The organism is Fundidesulfovibrio sp. YSD1 (genome assembly GCF_055397115.1).
In genome coordinates this window covers 3,715,276-3,728,458 of sequence record NZ_AP043666.1, presented here as the reverse complement: position 1 = coordinate 3,728,458, position 13,183 = coordinate 3,715,276, and the positions used below count along the sequence as shown (strand labels likewise).

At 67.3% G+C, this 13,183-nt stretch carries 10 protein-coding genes and 1 tRNA gene; 2 read left to right on the top strand and 9 right to left on the bottom strand.

All coding sequences use genetic code 11. The features are described from left to right. Nucleotides 1-50 precede the first annotated feature (50 nt). Nucleotides 51-962 (top strand): DMT family transporter, encoded by a 912-nt coding sequence (locus tag ACZ5V4_RS17285; RefSeq protein ID WP_464316115.1) that lies wholly within the window; start codon nucleotides 51-53, stop codon nucleotides 960-962. 23 nt (nucleotides 963-985) lie between these two features. On the opposite strand, the gene ACZ5V4_RS17280 is transcribed toward ACZ5V4_RS17285, so the two are convergent. Beyond that, complete coding sequence (locus tag ACZ5V4_RS17280; RefSeq protein WP_464316114.1) at nucleotides 986-1,573, bottom strand: TrmH family RNA methyltransferase; 588 nt, start codon at nucleotides 1,571-1,573, stop codon at nucleotides 986-988. Between the two features lie 189 nt (nucleotides 1,574-1,762). Between ACZ5V4_RS17280 and ACZ5V4_RS17275 the strand changes: the two genes are divergently transcribed. Continuing rightward, nucleotides 1,763-2,665 (top strand): DMT family transporter, encoded by a 903-nt coding sequence (locus ACZ5V4_RS17275; RefSeq protein WP_464316113.1) that lies wholly within the window; start codon nucleotides 1,763-1,765, stop codon nucleotides 2,663-2,665. Nucleotides 2,666-2,793: 128 nt separating this feature from the next. On the opposite strand, the gene ACZ5V4_RS17270 is transcribed toward ACZ5V4_RS17275, so the two are convergent. From ACZ5V4_RS17270 to rpmE, 8 genes are all read right to left on the bottom strand, one after another. Next, nucleotides 2,794-2,870: transfer RNA gene (locus tag ACZ5V4_RS17270), tRNA-Met, on the bottom strand. Nucleotides 2,871-2,941: 71 nt separating this feature from the next. Further along, entirely contained in the window at nucleotides 2,942-3,451 is a 510-nt protein-coding gene (locus ACZ5V4_RS17265; RefSeq protein ID WP_464316112.1) for a YchJ family protein, read from the bottom strand. Nucleotides 3,452-3,454: 3 nt separating this feature from the next. After that, a complete protein-coding gene (locus ACZ5V4_RS17260) occupies nucleotides 3,455-4,924 on the bottom strand; it encodes a fused MFS/spermidine synthase (protein WP_464316111.1) in 1,470 nt (489 codons plus the stop codon). 40 nt (nucleotides 4,925-4,964) lie between these two features. Next, a complete protein-coding gene (gene prmC, locus ACZ5V4_RS17255) occupies nucleotides 4,965-5,834 on the bottom strand; it encodes a peptide chain release factor N(5)-glutamine methyltransferase (RefSeq protein WP_464316110.1) in 870 nt (289 codons plus the stop codon). Nucleotides 5,835-5,882: 48 nt separating this feature from the next. Then, nucleotides 5,883-9,884 (bottom strand): hybrid sensor histidine kinase/response regulator, encoded by a 4,002-nt coding sequence (locus ACZ5V4_RS17250; RefSeq protein WP_464316109.1) that lies wholly within the window; start codon nucleotides 9,882-9,884, stop codon nucleotides 5,883-5,885. A 626-nt stretch (nucleotides 9,885-10,510) separates the two neighbouring features. Beyond that, entirely contained in the window at nucleotides 10,511-11,584 is a 1,074-nt protein-coding gene (prfA, locus tag ACZ5V4_RS17245; RefSeq protein ID WP_464316108.1) for a peptide chain release factor 1, read from the bottom strand. 12 nt (nucleotides 11,585-11,596) lie between these two features. Next, nucleotides 11,597-12,460, bottom strand: coding sequence for a DUF1385 domain-containing protein (locus ACZ5V4_RS17240; protein ID WP_464316107.1), 864 nt, complete (start codon nucleotides 12,458-12,460; stop codon nucleotides 11,597-11,599). A gap of 295 nt (nucleotides 12,461-12,755) precedes the next feature. Beyond that, the gene (gene rpmE / locus ACZ5V4_RS17235; RefSeq protein WP_464316106.1) at nucleotides 12,756-12,974 is read right to left on the bottom strand and encodes a 50S ribosomal protein L31; all 219 of its coding nucleotides are present in this window, start codon (nucleotides 12,972-12,974) and stop codon (nucleotides 12,756-12,758) included. Between the last annotated feature and the right edge of the window lie 209 nt (nucleotides 12,975-13,183).

Genomic DNA, 13,183 nt, shown 5'->3' with positions numbered 1-13,183 from the left:
CCGGAGGCGCAGCGCGAAAAAACAGCAAGCATCATGGGAGGATAAAGACCATGGCCAGGCGTGACGTTACGGCTTCCAAGGCCCTCAGGGCGGACATCCTCCTTCTCGTCACCGCGATCATCTGGGGCATGGCCTTCGTGGCGCAGCGCGTGGGCATGGAGCATGTGGGGCCGTTTCTCTTCAACGGCGTGCGCTTCGCGCTGGGCGCGGTGGCGCTCCTGCCCCTGGCCATGCGCTCGTCCAAGTCCATGCGGCCCGCCCCCGGGATGCACGCCCCGGCCTGGCTGGGCTACCTCTGCGCCGGGCTGGCCATCACCCTGGGCGCGAGCCTGCAACAGATCGGCATGGTCTACACCACCGCCGGCAAGGCCGGGTTCATCACCTGCCTGTACGTGATCCTCGTGCCCATCTTCGGGGCGTTCCTCGGCAGCCGCACGCCGCTGGGCACCTGGATCGGAGCCCTCGCCGCCGTGGCGGGCATGTACCTCCTGAGCATCAACGAGGACATGAGCATCAACAAGGGCGACCTGCTGGAGCTCATCGGCGCGGTGTTCTGGGCCGGGCACGTGCTCATCGTGGCCTGGTTCGCCCCGCGCATGAACCCCATCCACCTGGCCGTGGGCCAGTACGCGGTATGCTCGGTCTTGAGCCTGGCCATCGCGGTATTCAAGGGCGAATCCTTCGCCCTGGCCGGGCTCATGGGGGCCGCCATGCCCATCCTCTACGGAGGGCTTCTCTCGGTGGGGGTGGCCTACACGCTGCAGCTGGTGGCCCAGCGCGACGCCCCTGCGTCGCACGCGGCCATCATCCTGAGCCTGGAGTCGGTGTTCGCGGCCCTGGCGGGCTGGGCGCTGATCGGCGAGGTGTTGAGCACGCGCGGCGTCATCGGCTGCGCCCTGATGCTGGCGGGAATGCTCCTGTCCGAGCTGTGGCCCAAGAAGCGGGTTGCGCCCGCCACCTGAGCTTTCGGGCGGGTTCCCCCGCCCTACTTCACTATCCAGCGGTCGAACGTGGCCTGGATCTCCTCAGGCGTGAGCGAGGGGGAGCCGTACATGCCCTTGGCCATGCGCTGCCTGAAGGCCTCGTAGAGGATCACGGCCGTGGCCACGGACACGTTCAGGCTCTGCACCATGCCCTGCATGGGGATGTAGATGTGGTCCCGCACCAAGTCCTGGAGCTCGTCGTCCACGCCCGCGTGCTCGTTGCCCATGATCACGGCCGTGGGCAGGGTCATGTCCCATTCGGTGAGGGGCTTGGCCCCGGGGCCGAAGCCCGTGGAGAGCACCTGGGCGCCGCTTGCGCGCAGTTCCCCGATCATCGTCCTGGCGGACGTGTGGCGCCTGAGTTCAACCCATTTCTTGGCCGAGGCGGAGCTCTTGTGGCCAAGCTGCGGGAAGGGGGTGTCGGTGTAGAGCAGATGCGCCTGCCCCACGCCGAAGGCGTCGCAGCTGCGCAGCACGGCCGAGACGTTGTGCGGGTCGTGGATGTTGTTCAGCACCACGGTGAGGTCCTTCTGCCTGCGGGCGAGGACGTCCAGGATGCGGTTCTTGCGGTTGTCGGTTCTTTCTCTCATTCCCGTTGAGCCTTGGATGGATGGAAGGGGCCTGGACGGCCCGTTTTTCGCGGGCGCGACACTAGCCCAGCGCACGTGAGGGGTCAACGGCCGGGGCGTTCCAGGTCAACGAGTTGCCTCGGGCCGGACTGCGCAGTAGACTATGTATCTGGGTCCGGCACCCAAATTTCCACCCCAAAGAAGTCCCGCATGCATCCCGACAAAAGACTCAACGGCTATCTTTGCGCCCTGGCAGCAACGGTCATCTGGGCAGGCAATTTCGTCCTGGCCCGGGGCGTCGCGCACGAGATACCGCCGATCCAGCTCAACTTCTGGCGCTGGGTGCTGGCCCTGGCGTGCATCCTGCCCATGGCCCTGCCCAAGCTCCGCGCCGACTGGCCCGCGGTGAAGAGGCACTGGCGGTATCTGGTTTTCATGGCCCTCGTGGGCGTCTCGTGCCTGAACACGCTCATCTACAAGGCCGGGCAGACCACCCAGAGCCTGAACATGGCGCTGCTCGTGCCCACCGCGCCGATCCTGATCATCATCCTGTCGCGCCTGGTCTACGGGGAGCCCATCACATACCGGCGGCTCGCTGGCGTCGGCGTGGTGCTGCTGGGCGTGCTGGAGCTGATCTCACGCGGCGACTGGCGACACCTGGCCGCCGTGACGTTCACCCCGGGCGACCTGTGGGCCCTGGCCGGGGCGGCCTGCTTCGCGGTGTACTCGCTTTTCGTGCGCAAGCGTTCCGCCGACATCTCCATCGAAGGCTTCAACGCGGCGATGTTCGCGGCGGGAACGGTGCTGATGCTCCCGGCCCTGGCCTGGGAGGCCGCCGTGATGCCCGCCCCGGTCTGGAACGGCCGCGTGCTCATCGCCGTGGCCTACGCGGGCGTGGGCTGCTCGTTCGCCGCGTACCTACTCTGGACCAGGGCCATCGCCTCCATCGGGCCGGTGCTCTCGGGCATCGTCTACTATTCCCTGCCCCTGTTCGCGGCCGTGGAGTCGGTGCTGATCCTGGACGAACGCGTGGCGCTGTTCCACGTGCTCGGCGGCGGGCTCATCATCGCGGGGATACTGATCGCGACGGTGGAGCGGCGGACATTCAGGTGAGCGAGGCGAAACGCCTGGATTTGCGATGAAGCCCCGGCCGCGACGCACCGCGAAGCGGCGAAAGCCGGGAGCATGGCGCCCAAAAGGAAAAGGGCCTTGCGGATTGTCTCCGTAAGGCCCTGATTTCCTGGTTGCGGGGGTGGGATTTGAACCCACGGTCTTCGGGTTATGAGCCCGATGAGCTACCGGTCTGCTCCACCCCGCGTCGTTGAGAAAGAGGTAATTATGCGCTTATGGCGACCTCGTCAACAAGTATTTCAAAAAATCTGAAAAAAGTTACGCGCAGCACTTCTTGTACTTCTTGCCGCTGCCGCACGGGCAGGGATCGTTGCGCCCGACCTTGGGGCCGGAGGCCACCACGGGCTCCTGGGACGACTTCACCTTGCCGTCCACGTAGCGCCACTCGCCCCCGCGCTTGCGGAAGCGCGCGCGCTCGCGCATCAGCTGCTCCTCGCCGTCCATGGCGAACTTCGCCACGAACTCCACCTCGCCCTCGAGGTCGCCCTCGCCCCCAGCCTTGGCGGAGAGCACCTCGAGCCCCCTCCACTCGGCCTTCTCGGACCACTCCTTGGCGCCGTCCTCGTCGAAGGAGGCCTGCCACTTCTGGTCCAGCGAGCGGCGCAGGTGGGCCATGTCGCCCACGGCGTAGGCGGTGTAGCGCGAGCGCATCAGCGCCTCGGCCGTGGGGGCCGGGCGCTCGCCCTTGACGATGGGGCCGCAGCACTCGGCCAGGGTGCGGCCGGAGCCGCAGGGACAGGGATCAGTCTCGTTCACTTTCTCGTTCATATCTCACCAGGAGGTCATAAAGCGTTCAACAGGGGCGAAATCGTCGGTCAGCACCACAGCCCCGTCCAGGTCCGGCGGCTGGACGCGCAGGCCGAGCCTGGCGTTCACGGCCGGGTCCTGGCTGGTCCAGGGCCTGGGCTCGTCCGACTTGAAGCAGACGAGCAGCACGTTTCCGGGCGCGTCCGGCGGGCTGCCCAGCCAGCACTTGATGGCGTGGACCTGCGGGAAGACCCGGGAGTATGTGGCGAAGAAGGATTTGTAAAGCCTGGATTGCGGCCCGGCGAGCGCCCCGATGGTGTTCACCAGGAGCACGCCGTCCGGCTCCAGGGCGTCATGAAGCCGCCTGACGGTCTCCAGGGTGGCCAGGTGGAAGGGAATGGACGCCGAGGAGTTGAACACGTCCGCCACGATCACGTCGTAGCGCTTGGCGTTGGCGTTCAAGAACGTCCTCGCGTCCTGATGAATGATCGTGAGGCGTTCGTCCTCGGGCAGGAAGAAGTGCGCCCGGGCGAGCTTGGTTATGCCGGGGTCCAGTTCCACCACGTCCACGCGGGCCTGGGGATGGTTCTTGAGCACGTACTTGGGGAAGGCGTAAGCCCCGCCGCCAAGCACCAGCACGCGGCGCAGGTCCGGCTTGAAGTGCGCGGCCAAGGGCAGGAAGCGCGTGTAGTTGAGCGCCAGGGCGTCGGGCTCGTCGGGGTAGACGCCGCCCTGCACGCCCTCGGGGCCGGTGCTCAGGGCGAGTATCTGGCGGCCGGTGGTCCAGTCGCGCGAGGGGTAGACGAGCACGCGCTGGTAGGCGGTGTCCACGTCCAGGACGCCCTGGGGGGACATGACCCCGGCGCTGGCGGCCCCGGTCAGCCAGAGCGCCGCGCCCGCGCCGCCCACCACGGCCTTGGCCGCCCACTTTCCGGCGTGGCACAGAAGCGAGGCCACGGCCAGCACGGCGGCCATGAGGAAGAGGATGGTGGTGCTGCCGAAATAGGAGATGAGGAAGAAACCGCCCGCGAACGTGCCCACGATGCTGCCCATGGTGGAGAGCGCGTAGAGCGCGCCCACGGTGCGCCCGGCCGTGGCGCTGTCCGTGAGGCGGATGCGCGCGGCGAACGGGGCCACCATGCCCAGCAGCACCGCCGAGGGAGCGAAGAGGAGCATCACCGCGATCATGGACCCGGCGTGCAGCCCGCTGCCCGAGGCGCTGACCATCTCCACCACGTAGGACCGCGAGAACCCCACGAGCCCGGTGAACACGGCCGCGCCCAGGATGATCCAGGAGAGCGCCTTGCGCGTGGGATACCGGTCGGCCAGGCGTCCGCCCCACCAGTAGCCCATGGAAAGCGCGCCCAGGATCACGCCGATGATGCTGGTCCAGACGATGGTGGACGTGCCCAGGAACGGGGCGAGCACGCGCGAGGCGGCCAGTTCGACCACCATGACCACCGCGCCGCAAAGAAAGACGATCACTTCGAGCATGGGCACACCTCGCAAGCGGAGAGGCTGTTGATGACGGGCGTCAGGCGGGCTTGCGCGCCGCCACCACGCGGTCGAGCCCGGCCAGGTCGCGCAGCACGGCCGCGCCCTCAAAGCCGAACTCCGGCGATTCGAGCAGCTCCTTCACGGCCTGGCCCTGGCGCCAGCCGATCTCCAGCATGAGCGTCCCGCCGGGCGAAAGGTTCTCAAGGGCCGCCCGGGCCACCACGGGGTAGGCCTCCAGGCCCTCGCGCCCGGGCACCAGAGCGCCCCTGGGCTCGAACCCGGCGACCTCGGGGGAGAGCTCCGCGTACTCCGCCTCGCTCACATAGGGCGGGTTGGAGACGATCAGGCCGTAGCCGCCAGGCGTCGGGGGCAGGTTCTCGAAAGAGGCGTTCACGAACGTGAGCCTGTCCTCCACCTTGTGCCGGGCCGCGTTGCGCCTGGCCACGGCCAGGGCGGCCGGGCTTATGTCCAGGGCCACTCCCCTGGAGTTGGGGAACTTGGCGGCCAGGCAGACGGCCAGGCAGCCCGAGCCCGTACCCAGGTCCGCGAAGGCGAGTTCGGCGTCGCCGGGAAAGAGCTTCAGGGCCTCCTCCACGATGAGCTCGGTCTCCGGCCTGGGGATGAGCACGTCCGGCGTGACCTCGAAGGCCATGCTGAAGAACTCGCGTTCGCCCGTGATGTAGGCCACGGGCTCGCCCCGGCCGCGCCTGGCCACCAGCGGACGCAGGGCGCCCAGCTCCTCGGCCTTGAGGGGCCTGTCCAGGTCGAGAAAGAGCTGCATGCGGCCGGCGCCCAATCCCTTGGAGAGGATCAGCTGCGCCGAGAGCCTGGGCGAATCGACGTTCTTTTCGCGCAAGTAGGCTTCGGTCTTCTGGAGGATGTCGCGTACGGTGGGCTGTCTGTTCATGGGAAAGGCGGTCTTACGCCGCCTTGCGCGCGATTCCAAGCCCCATGATCACGCCCCGGGGCCGGACGGGGCGGCCAGGAAGCGCTTGAGCGTGCCGAAGAGCACCTCGGGCAGCACGGGCTTGGTCAGGTAGCCGTCCATGCCCGCGGCCAGGCAGCGCTCCTTGTCGCCGGACATGGCGTGGGCCGTGAGCGCGATGAGCGCCACCGCCCTGCTGGACTGCCGGTTGCGGATGGCGCGGGCCAGCTGGTAGCCGTCCATGACGGGCATCTGCACGTCCAGGAGCGCGGCGTCGAAATCGTCGGTGTCCATCATGGCCAGGGCCTCGTGCCCGCTGGCGGCCGTCTTGGCCTCTACCCCGGCCATGCGCAGAAGCTCGGCCGTGAGCTCCCGGTTGAGGATGTTGTCGTCCACCACCAGGACGCGCCTGCCCTTGAGCCCGGCCGTGTCGGAACTCTCCGGCCCAACGGGCCCGGCGACGTGCATGTCGCGGTCGAAGCGCGCGGTGAAGCTGAAGACGCTGCCCTTGCCCGGCTCGCTGCTGACCTCGACCTCGCCCTGCATCATCCTGACCAGGCGGCTGACGATGGAGAGCCCCAGGCCCGTGCCGCCGAAGCGGCGCGACGTGGAACTGTCGGCCTGCTCGAAGGGGTTGAAGATGCGCTCGATCTGCTCGGGCGTCATGCCGATGCCCGTGTCGGACACGGTGAAGCGCAGGGCCACGCCGTCCGGGGTGTCGCTCACCAGCTCCACGTCCACGGCCACCTTGCCCTTGGACGTGAACTTCACCGCGTTGCCCACGAGGTTGATGAGCACCTGCTCCAGGCGCAGGCTGTCGCCCACCACCACGGGCGGGACCATCTCGCGCACGGTGACGCCGAACTCCAGGCCCTTCTCGCCCGCCTTGGCCTCGTAGATGTCCCGCATCCTGTCCAGGATGGCGGAGAGGGCGAACGGCGCGGGGCAAAGCTCCATCCGGCCCGCCTCTATCTTGGAGAGGTCCAGCAGGTCGTTGATCACGCCCAGGAGCACGTGGCTGGCCGAGGCGATCTTCTCCAGGTAGCCGCGCAGCTTGCCGGGAGGGTCGTTGCGCAGGGCGAGCTCGGTGAGCCCGAGCACGGCGTTCATGGGCGAGCGGATCTCGTGGCTGACGTTGGCCAGGAAGTCGCTCTTGGCCTGGTTGGCGGCCTCGGCCTTTTCGCGCGCCGCGATGAGCTCGGTCTCGAGCTTCTTTCTCTCGCTGATGTCCGACACGAGCCAGAGCACGCTGGGCTCGTTGAACACGTCGATGCGCGCGGCCGAGCACAGCACGTGGATCATCCGGCCGGAGCGGTCGTACATGCCGAGCTCCCGGTTGAGCACCACCCGCCTGCCGCTCACCTCGTCCAGGAATTCCTTGCGCGCCGCCAGATCCTGCCAGACGCCGAGCTCCGTGCCGGTGCGCCCGAGTATCTCCTCGGCCGGGTAGCCGGAGAGGGTGCAGAAGGCGTTGTTCACCTGGAGGATGCGGCTGTCGCGCGCGGAGGAGATGGCCACGGCCAGGGGGCTGTACTGGAAGATGGCCTGGAAGCTCTGCTGGCTTTCGCGCAACTCCTCCTCGGCCTTGACGCGCTCCTCGATCTCCACGCGAAGCGAGGCCGTCTGGCTGGCCACGGTCTCCTCCAGCTCCTTGCGGCGCGCCTTGAGCGAGGCCAGGCGCATGGAGTACGTGGCGTACACGGCGCCGAGCGCGCCGAAGACGATCAGGGACTTGAACCAGATGGTCTTCCAGAAAGGCGGGATGACCTGAACCGTGAGCGTGAACGGACTGCGGCCCCAGACGCCCTCGTCGTTGGAGCCCCTGGCCTTGAACACGTAGGTGCCCGGGTCCAGGTTGGTGTAGGCCGCGTGCCTTGCCGTGCCGCTCTCGATCCAGTCGCGGTCGAAGCCTTCGAGCTTGTAGGCGTAGCGGTTCTTCTGGGGGTTGGCGAAGTCCATGGCCGCGAACTCGATGCCCACGCCCTGGTCCTCGGGGTTGAGCACCAGCCTGGCCTCGCCGTTCTCGGCCGTGAACGGGCGGGGCTGGTTGTCCACCCGCAGGTCGGTCACGGCCACGGAGGGCGCGTGCTGGTTGGGCATGACCCTGTCCGGGTAGAAGGCGTTGGCCCCGGAGAAGCCGCCGAAGAAGAGCTCGCCGTCGGGGGCCTGGTGGAAGGCGTTCATGTAGAACTCCACGCCGGCCAGGCCGTCGCGGCGCGAATAGTTCCTCACCTCGCCGGTTTTCGGGTCCAGGCGCGAGATGCCCTTGAAGGTGCTCACCCAGAGCTTGCCGGAGGCGTCCATGGCCATGCCCTGGATGCCGTCGTCGGCAAGGCCTTCGCGCTCGGTGTAGCGCTTGCTCTTGCCCGTGGCCGGGTCGAAGCGGTTCAGCCCGTCGTCGGTGCCCACCCAGAAGAAGCCGGCCGGGTCCTCGACTATGGGGGTCACGCGGTCGTTGGAGAGGCTCTCGGGGTCCTTGGGGTTGTGCTTCCAGTGCTCGAAGGTCCCCTTGGCCGGGTCCATGCGGTTTATGCCCGCGTTGGTGCCGATCCACAGCGAGCCGTCGCGCGACTGCATGATGTGGCGCACCCGGTCGTGGCTTATGGTCGTGGGGTTCTTGGGGTCGTGGAGGTACCTGGTGACCTTGCCCGTGGCGGGGTCCAGGCGGTTGAGCCCCATCTTGCTGGTGCCGATCCAGATGACGCCGGAGCGGTCCTCGAAGATCCACCAGATCTTGTCCTGGGAGAGGGTCGCGGGGTTCTTGGGGTCGTGGCGGTAGTGCCTGAACTTCCCGGTGGAGCGGTCCAGCACGCTCAGGCCCGACTCCACCATACCCACCCAGATGCGGCCCTTGGAGTCCTCCATGACGCAGTTAATCTGGTCCTCGGCCAGGCTGCCGGGGTCGGCGGGGTCGTGCTTGAAGCGCTCGGCCACCCTGCGCGAGCGGTCCATGCGCGCGAGCCCCGCGTAGCGCAGCCCCACCCAGAGGCTGCCGTCGCGCCCCAGGTGCACGGCGCTCACTTCCTTGCCGGGCAGCGTGTCCGGGTTGCCGGGGACGTGGCGGTAGGTCTCGAACCAGCGCGAGCCCGGCACGAGCTTGTTGAGCCCCCCGGAGTACGTCCCGGCCCAGATGATGCCGGAGGCGTCCTCCAGCAGGGAGATGGCGTCGTTCTGGCTGACGGTGTCGGGGTCGTAGGGGTTGTGCGCGAAGACCTCGAAGCGCCTGCCCCCGGAGGATTCGTCCAGGCGGGCCACGCCGCCGGACACGGCGGCCCACATGGTCCCCCACTTGTCGCGCAGCACCTTGAACACGCCCGTGGAGGGCAGGTGGCGCTCCACCGCGCCGCTCGCGAGGTCCAGCCTGAAAAGCCCGATCACGTCGCTCACGACCCAGAGGACGTTCTTCTTCTCGGAATAGATCTGGTTGATCTGAGCGCTCGGCAGGGACTTGGCCAACTCCTCGTTGACCAGGGGCTCGAGCACGCCCGTGCTCGTGTTCAAGTGGTAGACCATCTTGCGCGAGGCGGCCCAGACCTGGCCCATCTCGTCCTCGTCGATGGCCACGATCTCGACGCTGCGGCCGCGCGCCTCCTGGGAGAAGGGCACGTACCTGAAGGAGCCCGAAGCCCTGTCGAACTCGGCCATGCCCCCGGCCGTGCCCACGCGCAGCACGCCCCGGCTGTCCTGGTGGACGGCCAGGACCTCGTTGCTGGGGATGCTCCGGGGCACGGAGGGGTCGTGCTGGTAGCTTACGAAGGTGTCGGTGGCGCGGTCGTAGCGCGAGAGCCCGCCGCTTCGCGTGCCCACCCAGAGCACGCCGCTCGAGTCCACGGCCAGGGCCCGGATGTTGTTGTCGGGCAGCGCCCCGGCCTTGCTCTGCTCGGGGTTGTAGACCTTGAAGCCGTAGCCGTCGTAGCGGTTGAGCCCGGCGTAGGTGCCGACCCAGATGAAGCCCTCCTGGTCCTGGGCCATGCACACGGCCGAGGACTGGGACAGGCCGTCCTCCACGCCGAAATTCTGGAACCTGGGCACGAAACGCGGCTCTGCCTGGGCCTGAGCCGCGAAGAAAAGGGCCGCGACAAGCAAATGCGCGGCCCAAATACCCGGAAGAAAGAGTTTCCTGGCGTTGAAACGGGCTTGTATGGTGCGAGAGGCGCTCGGCAACGGCACGTATGCTCCTGGCGTGGGCGCTTGACGCAAAACAACTAGACAAGCGCGCCGGACTTGTAAAGCACCCAGGAGGTTGCTTTTGCCCGCGCGGCTCGCCCGCGCCCCGGTCACGGCCGGGCCGGGGCCTCCATGCCCCTCACCGCCTCCAGGGCCTTGGGCGTGGACTTGAAGATAGGGGATGAACTTGATCAGCCTTCCCAGGCGCGCCACGCCCATGCCGATGAGCATGGCCCCGGCCAGGAGCGTGGTCAGCACCAGGCCGTCGTAGCCGTGCCTGTCCACCACCCGGCAGGGCCGGGCCTGGAAAACGCGGGGGGCGCCGCGAGGCAACGCCGCCGAGGGGCAGCAGCAACGAGGGGTTTTGCGGCCCGTTCAAAAAAGCCTGCCGGCAAGACGCGAGAAAAAGCCGAGCCCGACGCGCATTTCCCATACGCGGGGGCTCGGCTTTTTCGCGGCAGCGCGGCCTGCGGGAATTTTGGGTGCGGCCGCTAGGCCATGTCGGCCTGGGCCTTCAGGGCCTCGGCCTGGTAGTGGCTGGTGAGCGCGCCCATCATCTCCTCGATCTCGCCGTCCATGATCTTGTCCAGGTTGTAGACGGTGTAGTTGATGCGGTGGTCGGTCATGCGGCCCTGGGGGAAGTTGTAGGTGCGGATGCGCTCGGAGCGGTCGCCGGACCCCACCTGCTGGCGGCGGTTGGCCTCCACTTCCTGGCGCTGCTTCTCCTGCTCGGACTGCAAAAGGCGCGAGCGCAGCACCTTGAGGGCCTTGGCCTTGTTCTTGTGCTGGCTCTTCTCGTCCTGGCAGATGACCACGAGGCCCGAGGGAATGTGCGTGACGCGCACGGCCGAGTCGGTGGTGTTCACGCTCTGGCCGCCGGGACCGCCGGAGCGGTACACGTCGATGCGCAGGTCGTTGGGGTCGATGTTCACGTCCACCTCGTCGGCCTCGGGCAGGATGGCCACGGTGGCGGCCGAGGTGTGGATGCGGCCCTGGGACTCGGTGGCGGGCACGCGCTGCACGCGGTGGGTGCCCGACTCGTACTTGAGCTTGCTGTAGACCTTCTCGCCCGCGATGCTGGCGATGATTTCCTTGTAGCCGCCGGTGTCCGAGGGCGATTCGCTCATGATCTCGACCTTCCAGCGGTTGCGCTCGGCGTAGCGCATGTACATGCGGCAGAGGTCGGCCGCGAACAGGGCCGCTTCCTCGCCGCCGGTGCCCGCGCGGATTTCCAGGAGGATGTTCTTCTCGTCCAGGGGGTCCTTGGGCAGAAGCAGGACCTTGAGCTCCTCCTCGATGCCCGGCAGCTCTTCCTGGGCGGAGGCGATCTCGGCCTTGGCCAGCTCGCGCATCTCGGGGTCGGAGTCCTCCATGAGGAGCTTGTTCTCCTCCAGGTCCTCCTTGAGCTTCTTGTAGCGGCGGTACACGCCGACCACGTCGCCCAGGTCCGCGTGGGCCTTGGTCAGCTTGCGGTAGCGCTCCTGGTCCGAGAGGGCGTCGGGGGAGGAGAGCTCCTTCTCCAGGTCCACGAACTTGGCTTCGATGCTTTCGAGCTTGGCGAACATGAATGGTTCCGGTTATTTGCCGGCGAGCGCGCCCTTCAGGGCGGCGATGGCCACCTCGATCTGCGCGTCGTCGGGTTCGTGCGTGGTGAGCATCTGCATGGCCATGCCCGGGCAGGAGAGGGCCTTGCAGAGGATGTTCTTGTGGAACTTCCCGGAAAACTTGATGATCTCGTAGGAGATGGCGCTGATGGGCACCATGAGCAGGAACTTCGCCGCGATGATGTAGACCTGCTTGAGCACGGCGTTCTCCGGCGACCAGACCTGCAGGAGCAGGGGCACCAGGAACGTGTAGAGCACGATGGACACGCCCAGCACGAAGAGCAGGAAAGTGGTGCCGCAGCGCGGGTGCAGGCGCGAGAAGTCGCGCACGGCCTCGGGGGAGAGCTCGATGTTGTTCTCGTGCGCCCAGATCACCTTGTGCTCGGCCCCGTGGTACTGGAACACGCGCCGGATGTCCGGGATGCGCGATATCGCCAGGATGTAGCCCACGAACAGGAGCAGCTTGAAGAGCCCGTCCCAGGCGTGGAAGCTCAAGGCCTCGGCGTCGCCGGAGAGCCCGATCCAGTTCATGCCCAGCGAGAACACGTGCGGGGCCACCACGAAGAGAAGCAGGGCGAAGCCGATGGCCGCGGCCATGGTCAGGAACATGGCCCAGGGCGATATCTCGCCTTCCTCCTCGTCCAGGGACTGCTGGGCCGAGAAGTTGAGCGCCTTGATGCCGTTGACCAGGGTCTCCATGAGCACAGGGAAGCCCCTGATGAAAGGCTTCTTGAGCCAGGCCGCGGTGCTCAAGGTGAACCAGGGGCGCGTCTCCACGTAGATCTCCCCGCCCGGCTTGCGCACGGCAATGGCCAGGCAGTCCTTGGAGCGCATCATCACCCCTTCCATGACGGCCTGTCCGCCAACGGTTTCGTTCGCGCCAAGCGCGGCGTGGTTCGGCATGTTCGGTAATAAAAAAGCGGCGCGCGAAGCGCCGCTTGGTGCTAAAGGTGCTGGCTGGCTGCCCGGCTGCCGCCCAAGCGGCTGGGGACGGCTGGGCCCAAATCCGCGACGGTCCCGACTGGGGCCGGGGCGCTCTGCGCGCCTCGCCCGAGCGGCGTCCGCGAAAAGAAGGGGCCTGCCGGAAAGGGGACGCAGCCCGCCCGGAAGCCTATGCCCGCGAGAAAGGGCGTTAGGCCTTCTTGTCCTCGAACTTGGCGTACTTCTTGCGGAAGCGGTCGATGCGGCCGGCGGTGTCCACGAAGCGCTGCTTGCCGGTGAAGAAGGGGTGGCAGTTGGAACAGATTTCCACGCTCACCGTCTCTCCCTTGGTGGAGAAGGCTTCGGACTGGTAGCCGCAGTTGCAGACGATCTTGGCCTTGAAAGTCTTGGGATGGATATCGCTCTTCATGAAAAGCTCCTTGATCAAATCGAAGACGGGACCTATACACTCCTGCCCGCCGGGTGGCAAGCAAAAACCGGCCCTTTTCCGCGAGGGCCTCGTGTGCTAGGTCTTGCGTCCGCAAAGCGCGCCCGCGAATACGCAAGCACGCGACTCGTTGAAACAGCTCGCGGCGATTGCCGCCCTCCGGCTCCACACCCACCCCTTTTCGAGGTTCA

Coding starts and splice junctions, on each gene's coding strand:
- ACZ5V4_RS17265 (WP_464316112.1), bottom strand. CDS start 3,451: ATGAACGAGAAAGTGAACGAGACTGATCCCTGTCCCTGCGGCTCCGGC.
- ACZ5V4_RS17285 (WP_464316115.1), top strand. CDS start 51: ATGGCCAGGCGTGACGTTACGGCTTCCAAGGCCCTCAGGGCGGACATC.
- ACZ5V4_RS17260 (WP_464316111.1), bottom strand. CDS start 4,924: ATGCTCGAAGTGATCGTCTTTCTTTGCGGCGCGGTGGTCATGGTGGTC.
- ACZ5V4_RS17280 (WP_464316114.1), bottom strand. CDS start 1,573: ATGAGAGAAAGAACCGACAACCGCAAGAACCGCATCCTGGACGTCCTC.
- prfA (WP_464316108.1), bottom strand. CDS start 11,584: ATGTTCGCCAAGCTCGAAAGCATCGAAGCCAAGTTCGTGGACCTGGAG.
- ACZ5V4_RS17240 (WP_464316107.1), bottom strand. CDS start 12,460: ATGATGCGCTCCAAGGACTGCCTGGCCATTGCCGTGCGCAAGCCGGGC.
- ACZ5V4_RS17275 (WP_464316113.1), top strand. CDS start 1,763: ATGCATCCCGACAAAAGACTCAACGGCTATCTTTGCGCCCTGGCAGCA.
- prmC (WP_464316110.1), bottom strand. CDS start 5,834: ATGAACAGACAGCCCACCGTACGCGACATCCTCCAGAAGACCGAAGCC.
- rpmE (WP_464316106.1), bottom strand. CDS start 12,974: ATGAAGAGCGATATCCATCCCAAGACTTTCAAGGCCAAGATCGTCTGC.